Origin of the sequence: Erythrobacter sp. HI0063 (genome assembly GCF_001635685.1) — a bacterium.
GTDB lineage: Bacteria > Pseudomonadota > Alphaproteobacteria > Sphingomonadales > Sphingomonadaceae > Qipengyuania.
The window spans coordinates 1-17,766 of the sequence record NZ_LWFF01000192.1 but is presented as its reverse complement, the minus strand read 5'-3'; the positions used below and the strand labels follow the sequence as shown (position 1 = coordinate 17,766).

Genomic DNA, 17,766 nt, shown 5'->3' with positions numbered 1-17,766 from the left:
GCGAACGGGTGCCAAGCGCCCGAAAGATCAGGCGGAAAAGGCGAACCGCCCGGCCTCCCCCACCCATTCTCCGCTCACGCCGAAGACGCGGGCGATGGCTTGGGGCGACAGCGCCTCGGCAGGCGGTCCATCCTCGACGATCCTTCCCCGGTCCATCACGATCACCCGGTCGGCATGATTTCGCGCGATCGCAAGATCGTGGAGGACCAGTGCGACGCCGCGCCCCTGCCGCGCCTGCTCCACGAGATGGCGGACGAGCACGCGTTGATGCGAAAGGTCGAGCGCAGCGAGCGGTTCATCGGCGAGGATCCAGTCTGGCTCGCCCGCCAGCACACGCGCCAATAGAACGCGCGCGGCCTCCCCGCCCGACAGGGTCTGCGCGCGGCGGTATGCGAAGCTTTCGAGATCGAGCGCCTTGAGCGCCGCCTCCACGGGCCCCCGCGCGCGGTCGCCATGCGGCATCCGGCCCAGCTCGACCAGGCTGCGCACCGGCACGTCCCAAGCGATCTCCGATGCCTGCGGCAGATAGCCGATCCGCTGTGCGCGTTTTCTGGGAGGCAGGCTTGTGAGCAAGACGTCGTCCATCAGCACTTCGCCCGCATCGGGTGCGAGCAGACCCGCCAGCGCTTCGAGCAAGCTCGACTTGCCCGCCCCGTTCGGCCCGCAGATCGCCGTGATCGTACCGGGTTCGAGCGAGAGCGTGACGCCCGAAAGCCGCCCGTCCAGCGTGAGATCGCGCGCGGCGAGCGTCATCCCATCGCTCCCGGCAAGCCGCGCCGCATGCGCAGCAGCAGCGCAAGGAAGAACGGCGCGCCGAGCAGGCTCAGCGCGATGCCCAGCCTCAGTTCGGTCACCAGCGGGAGGATGCGCACCACGCTGTCCGCTACCAGCACCAGCAGCGCGCCCGCCAGCGCGCTAGGCAACAAGAGCGAGGACGGGCGCCGGTCGGTCAGCGGGCGGACGAGATGCGGCACGATCAGGCCGACGAAGCCGATGATCCCCGCCACTGCCACGCTCGCGCCCACTGTCAGCGCCACGCCGACGATCAGCAGCCATAGCAGCCGGTTGGGATCGACGCCGAGCGAGCGGGCGACGGCGTGTCCCAAGGTCAGCGCGTCGAGCGCCGGTCCGGCTCGCCACAACACCGCGATGCCGAGCGCGACCAAAGGCGCGGCGATCCAGACTTCGCGCCAGCCGCGATCGGTCAGCGCGCCGTTCAGCCACAACACGATCTCGCTCATCGCGAAGGCATTGGGCGCGAGGCTGATGGCCAGCGCAGTGAGCGCTCCGGCAAGGCTCGCGACCATCAACCCTGCCAGCGTAAACAGGGCAATCCCGCCCGTGCGACCCGCGATCAACGCAAGCAAGGCCATCGCGCCGCCTGCGCCCACCAGGGCGAAAGCGGGCAGCAAATAGGGCGAAACGGTATAGCCGAACCACAGCGCCGCCACTGCACCCAAAGCCGCTCCCGGCGCGATGCCAAACAGGCCCGGATCGGCGAGCGGATTGCGCAGATAGCCCTGCATCGCCGCTCCCGATGCGCCCAGCCCTGCGCCGACTACGATGGCAAGCACGCCGCGCGGCAGGCGCAGTTCGGCAAGGATGAGCGCGGCGTTGGGCGTGCTCGCCGGATCGATCCAGACCCGTCCTGCAAGCAGCGAGAGCGGTAGCGCGATGGCGAGCAACGCCGCCAGTATCAGAGTGACGCGCGTCACGACGCGGCGCTCCTGCGCAAGGCGCGCAGTCTCGCCATTGCGCGGGGGATCGTCGGGCCGCCGCAATAAACGAGGTTCGGATCGAGCCGGGCGACGCGCGTTTGCGACAAGGCGGCAAGCGCAGGATGATGTTGCGACCGTTCGCTGCCCGCCACCAGCAGCAATTGAGGCGGATCGGCCAGCACGTTTTCAAGCGGAAGGAAATCGGCCTGGGCAAGTCCGCGCGTGCGCGCGCCGTTGGAAAGTCCCGCGCGCGCCATCAGATCGGTGATCAGCGTCGTCTCGCCCGGGACGATGCCGCCCGATTGCCACAGCACGGTATCGACTGGCGCAGCTTTACTCGGCGCGGCGGATTTTGCGATGCGCGAGACCAGCGCTTCGCCAGCATCGGCATTGCCGGTCAAAGCCGCCAACTGCCGCACCTGCGCCATGCTGTCCTCTACGCTCGCGACGCTGCCGACCGTCTCGACCCTGATACCGAGATCGGTCAGCGCCGCTCGCGTGGCGGGCCCAATGAAGCTGCTCGCGACCACCACGTCCGGATCGAGCGCCAGCACCTCCTCCACCGTGCCACCGGTCGCGCGATAGCGGCGCGCGTCATCGGCCTCCATCGAGCTGGCGCGCGGATCCTTGCTGTAATGCGAGATCGCCAGCAGCTGTCCCGGCGCCGCCACCTCCGCAAGGATCGCGTCGGCGCAGGGGTTCAGGCTGACGATACTGGAGCGATCGCTATTCGCCGGTCCGGGCGTCGGTGCAGGCGCCGAGCATCCGCCCAGCGCCAGCACCGCTCCGGCCAGCCAGCGGATCACATCCGCGTCCTCACTCCGACGAAAGCTCCCCGCCCCGCCTGGGCATAGCCCGCCGCAGTCTGGTAGTTCTCGTCGAACACGTTCTCGACCCGCCCGAACAATTCGACGCCGGTCGTCACCGGTACCGAAGCGCGCAGGTCGAACACCGTGTATCCGTCCAGTTCCACGCTGTTCGACGCGTTGTCGAAACTGTCGCCGACCAGCCGCAGATCGGCGCCGAAGCTCGCACCGAAAGGCGCGGTGTAATCGGCGAAGATCGTCGCGGCATGGCGCGGGCGGCGGGCAAGCTCGTTACCGCTCGCGCGATCTTCGGTATCGATCAGGCTGTAGAGGCCGGAGATGCGCAAGCCTTCCGTCACGATCGCGCTGCCTTCGACCTCGATCCCCTGCGCGCGGGCGCGATCGGTGTTCTCGTAATAGCCGAACGGACGCGAGGCGCAGATCGGCGCGGGGTTCTGGAAGCAGGAGGCGAAGCCGATCAGGTCCTCGCTGTCGCGCCGGAAACCCGTCACTGCGACATAAAGCGGCGCATTCCGATCGCCCAATGCGATGCCGAGATCGTAGCTGGTGCTGCGTTCGGGCTGCAGATCCTCGTTCCCGAAATCGGAGAACAGCTGGAACAGAGTCGGCGCCTTGAAGCCTTCGCCCACGCTGCCCCGGACCCGCCAGCCGCCGCCAAGCGCGTAGCTGATGTCACCGCCGAAGCTCACTTCGCTGCCGAACAATTCGTGATCGTCGAGGCGCGCACCGGCATGCGCGGCCAGCCCGCCCAGCACCCAGCCCGCCTGGAGATAGCCGCCGGTGATCGAAACGTCCGCACCCGCATCGCTGTCGGTCGCATAGCTCGACCAGTATTGTTCGCCCCCGAAGGCCAGCGTCAGGCCGCCGATCGCGCGATATTCGCCGCGCACCTGCAGGCTGTCGGTATGGCCGTCGCTTGCAAAGCTGGGGCCGGTGACGGGATTGTCGTTGCTGCGCTCGGTATCGGACAGGCCGTAGGATCCCCGCAGAGTCAGATCCTGCCCGTAATAGGTCGCGCCGATCGCGCCCGAATATTGCCGCGTGTGCTGGGTGTCGAGCGTATCGCCTAAGGCAAAGGTCGGCGGCGCGAACCCGTCGATCTCGAGGTCGCTTTCGGCATAGCGGGCATTGGCGAACAGCTCGACCGCATTCGTGACGTCGAAAAAGGCGCTGCCTCCGAGGCCGAACTGGTTCACACCGTCCTTCTCGGTGCCGTTCGCGGCCGCCGAAAAACCATCCGTGCGCAATGCCGATCCGGTCAGGCCGACGAAATAGCGATCGCCTTCGAGCCCGCCCGAAACTGCCGAAGTCAGCGTATCGCGCGCACCGTATTCGAGCGAGGTGGACAGGCCGGACGTGCCGCGCGTCGATACGTTCAACACGCCGCCCAGTGCATCCGCACCCCAGATCGTGCTGTTCGCCCCGCGCGTCAGGTCGAGGCCGGACGTGTTGGTCGCCAGCAGCGTGCCGAAATCGAACCCGCCACCGGGCGAAGCCTGATCGGCCACCCGAACCCCGTCGATCAGGACGAGCAATTGCTCGGACGCCGCGCCGCGCACATTGAGGCCGGTGAAGCTGCCGATCGGCCCGTTGCGCACGAAGGTGACGCCGGGCAACCGCGCGAAAACGCGGGTCAGGTCCGCGCCCTGGATTTGCACAAGCTCGTCGCGCCCGATCACGGTCACCGACTGGCCGGTGTTCTCCGGATCGAGCGAGAAGCCCGTGGCGGTCACGGTGATCAGATCGGGGCTCGTCTCCCGCTCTGCGAACACGATTTCGCGGCGCTGTTCGGGCGGCACGGGGGCCGTGCCATCCTGCCCGGCGATGATTTCCGCCAGAGCGTCTTCGCCCGCATCGGGTTGGGGCTGCGACTGCTGGGCCGAAGCCGGGACTGCGGCAAAGGACAGGGAAAAACAGGAAACGGACAGGGAAAACAGAAATTTACGCATGATACCTCCGGAAATGAACGAACGCCGCTCATCACGGAGGGAGCGCCGCGTCCCATCGGGATCGCGCGGCTCTCGCCCGTCTGCCATCGGTACACCCCGCCCGCGGCCGAACGACACGCATGGGCAGGTCTCCTGGCTCCCGGATCGTCGCTTTCCCGCCGCCTTCCCGTGCCTTGCGGCACAGTGGCGTATGGCGGGATCGCTCCCCGGTCACAGTTGCGGGGGCAGCCGGGGCATTGGACCCCGTTCCCTCTTAGGCCGGCGCGAACCGGCAACCCATGACGCTGGCGGCGCCCTTAGGCGCGGCGCGGAGTGCTGGCAAGCGCCGCTGGCATTCCTTCCTGTCCATGCTTACTTCCTGTGCCGCCTGCGCATTAGTGCTAAGGCAAGATTTGCGCTGCTAAGGCGGCGGATCGGTGGATAAGGACATACGCAATCCCATGACCGGGCTCGAAACCGGAAAGCGATCACGGGGCACTTCCGCCCAGGGGCGCAGGCGGGGCCACCTTGGTCGTGGGCGCGGTCGTGCGCGCGGGGGAGCTACGGTGGAACCGGGCTCCAGCGAAGACAAGCCGATCTCGCGCCGCCGGATCGCAGCTGTCAGCGCACTGCTGGTCGCAGTTGCAGTGCCCGCGCTGGCGCAACCGATATCATGGGACGCGCTGGCGAAACGGGCATTCGGGATCGACCGGGGGGCCACCGCGATCACGCCGATGCCGTTCGAGCGTCCCGGATACAGCTTCCCCGGTTCCGCCTTCTACTACCTCGAAGAAGCGCCGCGCCTCGCGCTCGATTTCGACGAATTGCGCGAGACGGGCGACCGGGACGGCACGGTGCAATTCGCCGCCAGCCGCCTGCCCGCCGATGCCAGCGCCGCCGCCCCGCCCGCCTTCCAGTCCGCCGGATCGGGCATCGACAAGGCGCGCGCGCTGCAATGCCTGTCCATGGCGGTCTATTACGAAGCGGCGAGCGAAAGCTATGCGGGCCAGCAGGCGGTGGCCCAGGTGGTCCTCAACCGCGTGGCCCACCCCGCTTATCCGGCAAGCGTGTGCGGTGTCGTGTTCCAGGGTTCGGAGCGGCACACGGGCTGCCAGTTCAGCTTTACATGCGATGGCAGCCTCAAGCGGCGCCCCGCCGCACGGCCCTGGGCGGTGGCGCAATCGGTGGCGCTGGCGGCTCTGTCCGGCCAGGTCTTCGCGCCCGTCGGCACGGCGACCCATTACCACACCCATGCGGTCAATCCCTATTGGGCGAGCAGCCTCGACATGATCGGATCGATCGGGGCGCACCGCTTCTATCGCTGGAAGGGGCGCGAGGGTCTCGCCGATGCGTTCTCGATGAGCTATCGCGGCGGCGAACCGCTTGCCGCGCCGAAACCGCGCCTTGCGGGCGATCCCGATCCGATGGTCCCGAGCGAACTGGATCGCGAGCTGGCGGGGTCTCCGCCGGCCACGCCGCCTACGGTCGCCGGACGCACCCTGTCCGAACCGCCCTCCCCCGCCGAAGCCTTTGCTCCGCCGCGCGGGGCCGGGCCGGTCGAAACCGAGCAGCCGAAAGTGGACGACAATCTGCCCAGTGGTGGCACAGTGAAGCCCGAATATGCGCGCAGCGGCCAGTGGATCCGCAAGCCCGGCAGCTGACCGGGAATTTTCCCCGATCGCAGTGGTTTACGCCTTGGAAACCCTGCCACGGAACGGATGATTAGCGCTCCTGTCCCCATACGCGGCGAGCCCCAAAGGGAGGTCGCACATCCAAATATCCAATCCTTTCGCCGCCGCACGTTTCAACTGCCGATCGCCGCTGTTGCGCCCTTGCGCCTCCGGCTCTCGCCGGAGAGCGGCCAACGATAACGGTTCGGCCTCTCCCGAACCGGACGCGCGCTCGGACCGACTGCTGGCGGCGGCCCTCCACTGTTTGTCGGAGCATGGCCTGCGCGCTGCCCGGGAAGCCTCCGACCGAGCAGAGCATGCGTTCCGCAATGGCGACCGCACCAGCTGCGACTGGTGGCTCGGCATCTGCCGGATGCTCGACCGGCGGCTGGCGACCGACCTGGCGCACAGGCTCGAAGCGCGTTCTGCCGGGTAGTCCTCACTGGACGGGAACCGCTCGCGAGCCTCCGCGTAGAAATAGCGCTGCCGTAGCGGCGCGCTCATCCCCGAGCATAAATCAGAGCCTTTATTGCGATTGCGAACCAATCGCAAAGATAGTTCTGAGGCACAGATCGTTAGCGGTTGCAATCGCCGTTTCCACGGCCTAGGTCGCAGGGCGAATTGCCGAGCGCGATGCCTTTGCGGGATGCGGGGTTGCGCCGGTTCGATCGACCGCTCCGGCAAGCATGCTGGATGATCGATCGAAGGCAGGCCGGTCCCGCGTTTTTAAAGGACGGACATAGATGGCCCGCAAGAAGATCGCCCTTATCGGTTCCGGCATGATCGGCGGCACGCTCGCCCATTTGGCCGCGAAGAAGGAAATGGGCGATATCGTCCTGTTCGACATCGCCGAAGGCATGCCGCAGGGCAAGGCGCTCGACCTCAGCCAGTGCGGCCCGGTCGAAGGCTTCGACGCCAAGATCACCGGCACGAACGACTATGCCGACATCGCCGGCGCCGACGTCGTGATCGTAACCGCCGGTGTGCCGCGCAAGCCCGGCATGAGCCGTGACGATCTGCTCGGCATCAATCTGAAAGTGATGAAGGCCGTCGGCGAAGGCATCAAGAACAACTGCCCCGACGCTTTCGTGATCTGCATCACCAACCCGCTCGACGCGATGGTCTGGGCGCTGCGCGAATTCAGCGGCCTGCCGCACAACAAGGTCGTCGGCATGGCCGGCGTGCTCGACAGCGCGCGCTTCGCCACCTTCCTCGCTTGGGAATTCGACGTGTCGGTGAAGGACGTGAACGCCTTCGTCCTCGGCGGCCACGGCGACACCATGGTGCCCGTCACCAGCTACACCACGATCAACGGCATTCCGGTTAAGGACTTCGCCAAGATCAAAGGCGTCTCGGAAAGCCGCATCGACGAGATCGTCGATCGCACTCGCAAGGGCGGCGGCGAGATCGTCGGCCTGCTCGGCAACGGTTCCGCCTATTACGCCCCGGCCACCAGCGCGATCGCCATGGCCGAAGCCTATCTGGGCGATCAGAAGCGCATTCTGCCCTGCGCCAGCTATGTCGAAGGCAAATACGGCCTCGACGGCCTTTATGTCGGCGTGCCAACCATGATCGGCGCAGGCGGCACCGAGGACGTGATCGAGATCGAGCTTTCGGACGAAGAGAAGTCCAACCTCAAGGTCAGCACCGACGCGGTCGAGGAATTGCTCGAAGCCTGCAAGGGCCTGGACGAGAGCCTGAAGTAACCACTCGCAAGATTATCCGTCGCCCCAGCGCAAGCTGGGGCCTCGTGCCGGAGGGCGCGACCTAGCAGAGGGAGATCCCAGCATTTGCTGGGATGACGAAAGGACCAACGATGAGCATCCTCGTAGACAAGAACACCAAGGTCATTACTCAGGGGATGACCGGAAACACCGGCACCTTCCACACGCAGCAGGCGCTCGATTACGGGACGCAGATGGTTGCGGGCGTGACGCCCGGTAAGGGCGGCACCGACCATATCGGCCTGCCGCAGTTCAACACCGTCAAGGAAGCCAAGGCCGAAACCGGCGCGACCGCATCGTGCATCTACGTGCCGCCGCCCTTCGCCGCCGACGCGATCCTCGAGGCGATCGACGCCGAGATGGACCTGATCGTCGCGATTACCGAAGGCATTCCCGTGCTCGACATGGTGAAGGTGAAGGCAGCCCTCACGGGTTCCAAGTCGCGCCTGATCGGCCCGAACTGCCCCGGCGTCCTCACGCCCGGCGAATGCAAGATCGGCATCATGCCCGGCTCGATCTTTCAGAAGGGCAGCGTCGGCGTGGTTTCGCGTTCCGGCACCCTGACCTACGAAGCCGTGCACCAGACCACGATGGTCGGCTTGGGTCAGACCACTGCGGTCGGCATCGGCGGCGACCCGGTCAACGGCACGAACTTCATCGACGTGCTCGATCTCTTCCTCGACGACGACGACACCAAGTCGATCATCATGATCGGCGAGATCGGCGGCAGCGCGGAAGAAGAAGCCGCTGCCTTCATCAAGGAACAACGCGCCAAGGGCCGTTACAAGCCGATGGTCGGCTTCATCGCGGGCCGCACGGCGCCTCCGGGCCGCCGCATGGGCCATGCCGGTGCTATCGTTTCGGGCGGCCAGGGCGGCGCGGACGACAAGATCGCGGCGATGGAAGATGCGGGTATCCGCGTCAGTCCCTCGCCTAGCGAGCTCGGCACCACGCTCGACGCGATGTTAAAAGAGCTGGCGTAAGCGCGACTGAACCATAACCGGCGGTTCGGGGGGACCGTCTACTCCACCCGGGCATTGGTGGTGTGAGAGGCGAGTGACAATGGGTAACGAGAACCAGTCCTTCATCCCCGAACTGAGCGATCAGGAAGGGCCGCAACCCGGACCGAGCTGGGCCAATCCGAACTGGCTGTCCGAAGTGGCCGACAGCGGTGCGGATCTGGTCCAGGCGCTCGATCCCACGCAGATGAAGCTCGCGGTCCAGCAGGCCGCGAAAGCGGCGGGCAAGCCGGTGGACGACAAGGCGCTCGAAAAGGCGTCGGACGATTCCAACCGCGCCATGATGCTCGTGCGCAGCTTCCGTGTGCGTGGGCATCTGGCCGCCAATCTCGATCCGCTCGGCCTTTCGCATCGCGAATTGCCGGACGATTTGACGCTCGCCTGGCACGGGTTCGAAGGGCAGGAAGATCTCGAAGTCTTCGTCGGCGGCGTGCTCGGCTTCGGCTGGGTCACCGTGGGCGATCTCTATGATCGGCTGCGTGAAGTCTATTGCGGCGATGTCGGCCTCGAATACATGCACATCGCCGATGTGGAGGAGCGCCGCTTTCTCCAAGACCGCATCGAATCCCCCGGCGAAACGATCCAGTTCACCGACGAAGGCAAGCGCGCCATCCTGGCCGCCGTGATCCGCGGCGAGGAGTTCGAGAAGTTCCTCGCCAAGAAATATGTCGGGACCAAGCGTTTCGGGCTCGATGGCGGGGAATCGATGATTCCGGCATTGGAAGCCGTCATCAAATATGGCGGCCAGTCGGGCGTGCGCGAGATCATTTACGGCATGGCGCATCGCGGCCGGCTGAACGTGCTCGCGAACGTGATGGCCAAGCCTTACAAGGTCATCTTCCACGAATTTTCGGGCGGAAGCGCCAATCCCGACGATGTCGGCGGTTCAGGCGATGTGAAATACCACCTCGGCACCAGCACCGATCGTGAATTCGACGGAATTTCGGTGCACATGTCGCTGGTCCCCAACCCTTCCCATCTCGAAGCGGTCAATCCGGTCGTGCTCGGCAAGGCGCGCGCGCAGCAGGCCATTCGCGACGATTTGAAGAAGCACGAGCAGGTCCTGCCCGTGCTGATCCACGGCGATGCCGCCTTTGCGGGCCAGGGCATCGTGTGGGAATGCTTCGGCCTGTCGGGTGTGCGCGGCTACAATACCGGCGGCTGCATCCACTTCATCATTAACAACCAGATCGGCTTCACGACCAGCCCCCAATTCGCGCGGTCGAGCCCCTATCCCTCGGACGTCGCCAAGGGCGTCCAGGCGCCGATCCTGCACGTCAATGGCGACGATCCCGAAGCGGTGACTTTCGCCTGCAAGCTGGCGATCGAATACCGCCACACTTTCGGACGCGATATCGTGATCGACATGTGGTGCTATCGCCGCTTCGGCCACAACGAGGGCGACGAGCCGAGTTTCACCCAGCCGCTGATGTACAAGGAAATCCGCCAGCATCCCAAGGTCAGCGAGCTCTACAGCACGCGCCTCAAGGACGAAGGCGTGATCGACAGCGGCTACGCCGACGAGCTCCGGGGCGAGTTCACCGACCGGCTGGAAGACGATTTCGCCACCGCCAAGGATTACGAGCCCAACGAGGCGGACTGGTTCGGCGGACGCTGGGCGGGTCTCAACAAGCCGGCCGATCCCGAAACGGCGCGCCGCAATGTCGAGACCGCGATCGAGAAGAAGCTGTTCGACAGTCTCGGCCGCACGCTCACCGCGGTGCCTGACGATCTGACGATCCACAAGACTCTGGGCCGCGTCCTCAAGGCCAAGGAGGAGATGTTCTCCAGCGGCGAAGGGTTCGACTGGGCCACCGCCGAAGCGCTCGCTTTCGGCAGCCTCGTCACCGAAGGATATGGCGTGCGCCTGTCGGGCCAGGATTCGGGGCGCGGCACGTTCAGCCAGCGGCATGCCATCTGGGTCGATCAGGAAAACGAGGAGAAATACGTTCCCCTCGCCACGCTGCCGCACGGCAAGTTCGAAGTCTATGACAGCATCCTGTCCGAATACGGCGTGCTCGGCTTCGAATACGGCTTCGCCATGGCGGATCCCAAGACCCTGACGATGTGGGAAGCGCAGTTCGGCGATTTCGCCAATGGCGCGCAGATCATGATCGATCAGTTCATCGCCAGCGGCGAGGTCAAGTGGCTGCGCGCCAACGGCCTCGTGATGCTGTTGCCGCACGGTTATGAAGGACAGGGGCCGGAACACAGCTCCGCGCGTCTCGAACGCTTCCTGCAGCTGTGCGCGAACGACAATATCCAGGTCTGCAACATCACCAGCCCGGCGAATTACTTCCATGTGCTGCGTCGCCAGATGCTGCGATCGTTCCGCAAGCCGCTCGTCATCATGACGCCCAAGAGCCTGCTGCGCCATCCGCTCGCCAAGAGCGAAGCGCGCGAATTCACCGGCGAGACGCATTTCATGCGGATCAAGTCCGACATGACCGAAATCGCGGACGAGAAGGTCAAGCGCCTCGTCCTGTGTTCGGGCAAGGTCGCCTACGATCTGATGCAGAAGCGCGACGAAGAAGGCCTCGAAGACGTCTCGATCGTTCGGATCGAGCAGCTCTATCCCTTCCCCGGCGAACCGCTGGCGACCCGCCTCGGCCGGATGCCAAACCTCGAAGAGGTGATCTGGTGCCAGGAAGAGCCGAAGAACAACGGCGCCTGGTTCTTCGTCGATCGCCTGATCGAAGACGCGCTGACCGCGTCCGGCCATCAGGGCAAGCGCCCGATCTATGCCGGGCGCGAAGTCGCCGCATCGCCTGCCACGGGCCTCGCCAAGAGGCACGAGGAACAGCAGCGCTGCCTCGTCTCGATGGCATTGGGCCTCAACGATGGCGGCGCCGCGCTTCGCGACAAATCTCAAGACACTTCCAGCAACAAGGCCTGAGGACCGATACGCATGTCCAAGGAAATCACTGTCCCCACCCTGGGTGAATCGGTCACCGAAGGCACGATCGGCGAATGGCTGAAGAAGCCCGGCGACGCGGTCGCGGTCGATGAACCGATCGCCAGCCTCGAGACCGATAAGGTCGCGGTCGAGGTGCCTTCCCCCGTCGCGGGTGTGATGGGCGAATTGAAGGCCGAAGTCGGCGAGACGGTCGAAGTCGGCGCGGTAATCGCGGTCATCGAAGAAGGGGGCGCGCCCGCCGCCAAGGGCGAGGAAGCGGGTCGCGCGAAGGAAGATCGCGAGGAAGGCCAGCAGGAACGCTCCGGTGACACACCGAAGACGCAGGCGAAGGATGCGCCTTCGGATGCGGTCAAGGCGCTGAACCCGGCAGTGCGCCGCGCCGTGCTCGAACACGGGCTCGATCCGTCGACCATCAAGGGCACGGGTCGCGATGGCCGCCTGACCAAGGAAGACGTCGAAGCAGCGGCGAAGGCCAAGAAGAGCGGATCGGACACGATTGCCGACGCCGCGCCAGCGCAGGCCGCGACCTCTTCGGCTCCCGCTTCCGGCGAACGCAAGGAAGAGCGGGTCAAGATGACCCGGATGCGCCAGACGATCGCGAAGCGGCTCAAGGGCGCGCAGGACAATGCCGCGCTGCTCACCACTTTCAACGATTGCGACATGAGCGCGGTCATCGAAGCGCGCGAGAAGTACAAGGACCTCTTCGCCAAGAAGCACGATATCAAGCTCGGCTTCATGGGCTTCTTCGCCAAGGCGGCCTGCCTGGCCTTGAAGGATGTGCCCGCCGCCAACGCCTATATCGAGGGCGACGAGATCGTCTATCACGATTACGTCGATATCTCGGTGGCGGTCAGCGCGCCCAACGGCCTGGTCGTCCCGGTCATCCGCGATGCGCAGGACAAGGGCTTCGCACGCATCGAGAAGGACATCGCGGACTTCGGAAAGCGCGCCAAGGACGGCACGCTCACGATGGACGACATGAAGGGCGGCACCTTCACCATCTCGAATGGCGGCGTGTTCGGATCGCTGATGTCGACGCCTATCATCAACCCGCCGCAGAGCGCCGTGCTGGGCCTGCACCGGATCGAGGACCGTCCGGTCGTCGTGAATGGCGAGATCGTGATCCGCCCGATGATGTATCTCGCGCTCAGCTACGATCACCGCCTGATCGACGGGCGCGAGGCCGTGACCGCGCTCAAGATCATCAAGGAAGCGATCGAGGATCCGACCCGGATGCTCATCGACCTGTGATATCCATGGCCGGTAATCGCATTCTCTCCAGGCTCGGCCTCCTTGCCCTGCCCCTCGCTCTCGCTGCCTGCGGCGAGGCGGGCGTCGGCGCAGGCGAGTCCGGGACGGAAGGCAGCGGCGGCCTGACCGCACAGTTGAAGGCGCGTTGCGTCGAGCAGGTCGAAGGCATGGGCGCGGGCGATTACACCGCGGTCAGCGAGCAGATCTGCGACTGCGCCAGCCGCCGCGCGCAATCCGAATTGAGCGTGGTCGATCTCGCCCAGGGCGACACCAGCGCGCTCGAAACCATCATGACGCAATGCGCCGACGAGGCACTCGGTATCGGCGCCACCACGACTAACGAGGCAGACATCTGATGAGCGATACCCAATACGATTACGACGTTCTCGTCATCGGAGCGGGCCCGGGCGGATATGTCGCCGCGATCCGCGCCGCGCAATTGGGCCTCAAGACCGCGTGTGCGGAAAGCCGCGAGACGCTGGGCGGCACCTGCCTCAATGTCGGCTGCATCCCGTCGAAGGCGATGCTGCACGCAAGCGAATTCTTCGACGCCGCCGCGAATGGCGCGATGGCCGATATGGGCATCGAAGTCAGCCCCAAGCTCGACCTCGAAAAGATGCACGGCCAGCGCCGCGACGCGGTGAAGGGCCTGACCGGCGGAATCGAATTCCTGTTCAAGAAGAACAAGGTCGACTGGAAGAAGGGCCGCGCCACCTTCCAGGACGCGCACACTGTCAAAGTCGGCGAAGAGACCGTCACGGCGAAGGACGTGATCATCGCCACCGGCTCCTCGGTAACGCCACTCCCCGGCGTGGAGATCGATAACGACAAGGGTGTCGTGGTCGACAGCACCGGGGCGCTGGAGCTTCAGAAGGTCCCGCAGACGATGGTCGTCATCGGCGGCGGCGTGATCGGGCTCGAAATGGGGTCGGTCTGGAACCGCCTGGGTGCCGAAGTCGTGGTCGTGGAATTTCTCGACCAGCTGCTCCCCGGCATGGACGGCGAAGTCCGCAAGGAAGCGGGCAAGATCTTCAAGAAGCAGGGCATGGAACTGCGCCTCTCGACCAAGGTTACCGGCGTCGAGGTAAAGGGCGACAAGGCCGTGCTGACGCTGGAGCCTGCCGCTGGCGGCGATAGCGAGACGCTGGAAGCCGATTGCGTGCTCGTTTCGATCGGGCGGCGTCCCAATACGGACGGGCTCGGCCTCGAAAACATCGGCATCGAAACCAACAAGCGCGGCCAGATCGAAGTCGATCACGATTTCCGCACGCCGGTCGACGGCGTATGGGCCATCGGCGATGTGGCGCCCGGCCCGATGCTCGCCCACAAGGCCGAGGATGAAGGCATTGCCTGTGCGGAGAACATTGCGGGCCATACGGGTATCGTGAATCACGATCTCATCCCCGGCGTGGTTTACACCCTGCCCGAATTCGCCGGTGTCGGCCTGACATCGGAAGAAGCGATCGAGCAGGCGGGTGGCGACAAGTCCAAGGTCAAGATCGGCAAATTCCCGATGATGGCCAACAGCCGCGCCAAGACCAATCACGAACCCGACGGCTTCGTGAAGGTCATCGCCGATGCGGAAACCGACCGCGTGCTGGGCGTGTGGGCGATCGCCACCGTTGCCGGTACGATGATCGCACAGGCGACGCAGGCGATGGAATTTGGCGCCACCAGCGAAGACATTGCCTATACCTGTCACGCGCACCCGACCCATTCGGAAGCGATGAAGGAAGCGGCGATGGCTGTGCAGGGCAAGCCCATCCACATCTGATCGGTCCAGACGCATGCGTTGCAGCGAATTGCTGCAACACATGCGGTTTTCGTCCGCGCTACCGTCTCCGTCCTAAGGGATACGGCGCAGTGCCGCTGCTCGGGTTCGGGCTTGCGTTCGCGGCTCTGGCCCGCTTTGGGCCGCGCGTGAAACAGAAGGGAATCGCGTCATGAGACGTCTCGCCCGTTGGCATATCTGGCTCGGCTGGCTGATCGGCCTGCCACTCGTCATGTGGACCGTAACCGGCCTCGTCATGGTCGCGCGCCCGATCGAGACCGTGCGCGGCGCCCATTTGCGCGCGGATACGTCCCAGATCGACAAGACCCTGCCCGCGCAGTTCGCGCTCCCCGCAACGCTCGACCTGAGCGGACGCACGATCGAGCGGATCGAGATCGCCGCGCCCGACGGCGTTCCCCTCGTATGGGCGACGCAGGCCGACGGCAGCGTCCAGCGCTACGATGCGCGGACCGGGCGCGCCCTGCCCCGCCTTTCCATGCGCGAGGCACAGGGCATCGCGGTTGCGGGCACCACGATTTCCGGCGTTCAAGCCGGATCTCCGCCCCCGGCACGCTTCTTCGAAGCCGATGACGTACCCTTCGATTTCCGCCGCCCCATGCCGGTGTGGCAGGTGGCGATGCCGGACGGGACGCACGTCTATGTCGGCGCCGACACGGCCCGGATCGAAGCAGTGCGGACGCGCTGGTGGCGGCTGTTCGATTTCGTCTGGGGCCTCCACATCATGGATCTGGAGACGCGCGAGGATACCAGCCATCCCATCCTGATCCTGTTCGCCGCGCTCGGCGCGATCGGATCGGTCATCGGCTGCGTGCTGCTGTTCAGGCGGCGCAAGGCGCGAATCAAGGTTCCGCGCGGCTGACACCATGGACCAAATTATCCTCACGCCGCTGCTCGACTGGCTCGACATAGCCGGTGTCGCGATCTTCGCGCTCACCGGCGCGCTAGTCGCTGCCAAGGAGAAGCAGACCTTCGTCACCATGGCGTTCTTCGCGCTCGTCACCGGCGTGGGCGGCGGGACGGTGCGCGACCTTCTGATCGGGGCCCCGGTGTTCTGGATCGACCATCCGCTGGTGGCGTCCGCCTGTCTCGCCACGGCTCTGCTGACATGGTTCACACCCACGCGCTGGTGGGAGGGACGCCTGCTCGACCTTGCCGACGGATTGGGATTGACCGCCTATGCCGTGCTCGGGGCCGCCAAGGCGATGAGCTATGGCGTCCCGCCGATCCCGGCGGTGCTGATGGGCGTGGTGACGGGGACGGTCGGCGGCATCATCCGCGACGTAATCGCAGGCCGCCCGTCGATCATCATGCGGCCCGAACTTTACGTTACGGCAGCCGCCCTGTCGGCGACGCTGGCCGTGATCGGCGAGATGCTGAACCTGCCGCGCGTGCCGGTGTGGATCATTGCAAGCGCGGCCGGCTATGCCCTTCGCGCGGCGGCGATCCAGTGGCAGCTGGCCCTGCCCGCCTATCGCGATCGCGGCGAGGAATAGGCGGCGCGCCGCAAAGGCGCGAAAGCGTCAGTCGCCGTAATCGGGGTCGCCCGGCAGCGGACCGCCGGGATAGGACGGAACCGGGCCGTCGGGCGGCGGGCTCTGCAAGACGGGATCGGCATTCGATACGACGGCATAGCCCCCGCGCGCCTCGATATCGGCCCGCGCGGCACGATAGCGATCATCGTCCAACTGATTGTCCGGCCCGGAATAGGCGCGCGCTTCGTATCCGGTGGCTTCATAGCCGGTTCCGTAGGGTCTCGCGCTCGCGCCGTAGTCCACGGCATCGATCCGCCCATCCGCGCCGATCGAGCAGGTGAAGCCCTGCCCGTCGAACAGGCGACCGCTTACCGTCCAGCCTGCTGCGGTACGATCCACGCTGTCGACCGCTTCCACCCGCGCATCGCGTTCGATGGCGGATACGCACATAGATGCGGCGCGGTCGATCCCAGTCACGTCCGGATCGCGATAGGGATAGTCGCGATCCCGATTGTCGCGGTAATCGCGATTGCGATAGCGCTCGTTGCGGTTGGAATCCTTTACCGCATTGGCGACTGCGGCGATCCCGCCGAGGATCAGCACACCGGCAATCACGTCGCCCGCATCCACGCGATTGCGGCGATGGCGATAGCGGTAGGGATCGTAATAACGCCCGTAATAGGCCGTGCTCTCCGCATCAGGGGACCAGCTGGCGGAGGCGGCGACGGCGGATGAACCGAACGCGGGCGCCATGTCCGCCGCGCTAGCCGGACTGGCGGAAAGCGAAAGCGCGGCGATCAGCGCCGCACCGCAAGCTGTCTTCGATTTCATCATCATGCCGTTGCCCTAACCTCTTCGCGCCCCACAGCGCGCAGTTCGAAATGGAAATGCTTGCGCGAATGGGCGGTTCGGGCTGGATAATGCCTGAACCGCCTCGTTCGCGCCATAGGTGCCAAGTCCGCGCCGGATCAACGCAGTCCGCGAATGCCGCTATAGTCGATATCGACCACCCGACCGCGCGAGACGTCGCATTTGAACTTGCCTTCGTCACCACGACGATAATTGCGACGGTCGTAACGATCATAGCGACCGTAGCCACGCTGCCCATCGACGACCAGACGGCCCTTAACCTCGTAACCGTACCGTTCGCGATCGACATCGCGGATCCCGGTCACATTGGCGTAGCGATAGCCATAGCGGCGCACATCGCGCTGGACGGCGGCGGCGCAAAGCTGAACTGCGCGCTGGCCGTTGTCATACCCGCGATTGTAACGGCGGTCGTACCGGTCGTCATACTGGCGATCATAATCGTAGCCATAGCCGCGCGTGCGATAGCGATCGTCGTAACGATCCTTCTTGGCGGCCGAAGCGACGGCGGCGATCCCACCGATGATGAGAGCACCCGCGATGACGTCGCCCGCATCGATGCCGCGATCGCGCTCGCGATA

16 protein-coding genes and 1 riboswitch are annotated in these 17,766 nt (G+C 65.5%); of the genes, 10 read left to right on the top strand and 6 right to left on the bottom strand.

The window, feature by feature from the left end; all coding sequences use genetic code 11:
• Positions 1-27: 27 nt before the first annotated feature.
• Genes A3736_RS06330 through A3736_RS06315 form a run of 4 tightly spaced genes read right to left on the bottom strand, consistent with a single transcriptional unit; the run spans position 28 to position 4,494 of the window.
• On the bottom strand, positions 28-753 hold the full coding sequence (locus A3736_RS06330) for an ABC transporter ATP-binding protein (protein ID WP_067680540.1): 726 nt from the start codon (positions 751-753) through the stop codon (positions 28-30).
• On the bottom strand, positions 750-1,715 hold the full coding sequence (locus A3736_RS06325) for an iron ABC transporter permease (RefSeq protein WP_067680570.1): 966 nt from the start codon (positions 1,713-1,715) through the stop codon (positions 750-752). The genes A3736_RS06330 and A3736_RS06325 overlap by 4 nt, the downstream gene beginning before the upstream one ends.
• Positions 1,712-2,524 carry an ABC transporter substrate-binding protein gene (locus A3736_RS06320; protein ID WP_067680537.1) on the bottom strand — a complete coding sequence of 271 codons (813 nt, stop codon included), beginning with the start codon at positions 2,522-2,524 and terminating at the stop codon, positions 1,712-1,714. The genes A3736_RS06325 and A3736_RS06320 overlap by 4 nt, the downstream gene beginning before the upstream one ends.
• Positions 2,521-4,494: a TonB-dependent siderophore receptor gene (locus tag A3736_RS06315; RefSeq protein ID WP_082851343.1), complete on the bottom strand. Its 1,974-nt coding sequence runs from the start codon at positions 4,492-4,494 to the stop codon at positions 2,521-2,523. The genes A3736_RS06320 and A3736_RS06315 overlap by 4 nt, the downstream gene beginning before the upstream one ends.
• A gap of 104 nt (positions 4,495-4,598) precedes the next feature.
• Positions 4,599-4,789, bottom strand: a riboswitch (cobalamin riboswitch).
• A gap of 121 nt (positions 4,790-4,910) precedes the next feature.
• Here A3736_RS06315 and A3736_RS06310 point away from each other — a divergent pair.
• The 10 genes from A3736_RS06310 to A3736_RS06265 all read left to right on the top strand — a co-directional run bounded on the left by A3736_RS06310 (position 4,911) and on the right by A3736_RS06265 (position 16,339).
• Positions 4,911-6,134 (top strand): cell wall hydrolase, encoded by a 1,224-nt coding sequence (locus A3736_RS06310; RefSeq protein WP_233999280.1) that lies wholly within the window; start codon positions 4,911-4,913, stop codon positions 6,132-6,134.
• A 163-nt stretch (positions 6,135-6,297) separates the two neighbouring features.
• Positions 6,298-6,579 (top strand): hypothetical protein, encoded by a 282-nt coding sequence (locus A3736_RS16650; protein ID WP_233999278.1) that lies wholly within the window; start codon positions 6,298-6,300, stop codon positions 6,577-6,579.
• A 307-nt stretch (positions 6,580-6,886) separates the two neighbouring features.
• Positions 6,887-7,849 carry a malate dehydrogenase gene (mdh, locus tag A3736_RS06300; protein WP_067680531.1) on the top strand — a complete coding sequence of 321 codons (963 nt, stop codon included), beginning with the start codon at positions 6,887-6,889 and terminating at the stop codon, positions 7,847-7,849.
• A 110-nt stretch (positions 7,850-7,959) separates the two neighbouring features.
• The gene (gene sucD / locus A3736_RS06295; RefSeq protein WP_067680528.1) at positions 7,960-8,850 is read left to right on the top strand and encodes a succinate--CoA ligase subunit alpha; all 891 of its coding nucleotides are present in this window, start codon (positions 7,960-7,962) and stop codon (positions 8,848-8,850) included.
• 79 nt (positions 8,851-8,929) lie between these two features.
• On the top strand, positions 8,930-11,782 hold the full coding sequence (locus tag A3736_RS06290) for a 2-oxoglutarate dehydrogenase E1 component (RefSeq protein WP_067680525.1): 2,853 nt from the start codon (positions 8,930-8,932) through the stop codon (positions 11,780-11,782).
• A 12-nt stretch (positions 11,783-11,794) separates the two neighbouring features.
• Entirely contained in the window at positions 11,795-13,054 is a 1,260-nt protein-coding gene (odhB, locus tag A3736_RS06285; RefSeq protein WP_067680522.1) for a 2-oxoglutarate dehydrogenase complex dihydrolipoyllysine-residue succinyltransferase, read from the top strand.
• A gap of 5 nt (positions 13,055-13,059) precedes the next feature.
• On the top strand, positions 13,060-13,410 hold the full coding sequence (locus tag A3736_RS06280) for a hypothetical protein (RefSeq protein WP_067680519.1): 351 nt from the start codon (positions 13,060-13,062) through the stop codon (positions 13,408-13,410).
• Positions 13,410-14,828: a dihydrolipoyl dehydrogenase gene (gene lpdA / locus A3736_RS06275; RefSeq protein ID WP_067680516.1), complete on the top strand. Its 1,419-nt coding sequence runs from the start codon at positions 13,410-13,412 to the stop codon at positions 14,826-14,828. Before A3736_RS06280 ends, lpdA begins: the two co-directional genes overlap by 1 nt.
• 169 nt (positions 14,829-14,997) lie before the next feature.
• On the top strand, positions 14,998-15,705 hold the full coding sequence (locus A3736_RS06270; protein WP_067680513.1) for a PepSY domain-containing protein: 708 nt from the start codon (positions 14,998-15,000) through the stop codon (positions 15,703-15,705).
• Positions 15,706-15,709: 4 nt separating this feature from the next.
• Positions 15,710-16,339 carry a trimeric intracellular cation channel family protein gene (locus tag A3736_RS06265; RefSeq protein ID WP_067680510.1) on the top strand — a complete coding sequence of 210 codons (630 nt, stop codon included), beginning with the start codon at positions 15,710-15,712 and terminating at the stop codon, positions 16,337-16,339.
• A gap of 27 nt (positions 16,340-16,366) precedes the next feature.
• On the opposite strand, the gene A3736_RS06260 is transcribed toward A3736_RS06265, so the two are convergent.
• Together A3736_RS06260 and A3736_RS17495 are read right to left on the bottom strand one after the other, a co-directional pair.
• Positions 16,367-17,155 (bottom strand): hypothetical protein, encoded by a 789-nt coding sequence (locus A3736_RS06260; protein WP_156502015.1) that lies wholly within the window; start codon positions 17,153-17,155, stop codon positions 16,367-16,369.
• Between the two features lie 131 nt (positions 17,156-17,286).
• Positions 17,287-17,766: hypothetical protein (locus tag A3736_RS17495; RefSeq protein WP_067680503.1), on the bottom strand; the 480-nt coding region annotated here is incomplete at its 5' end.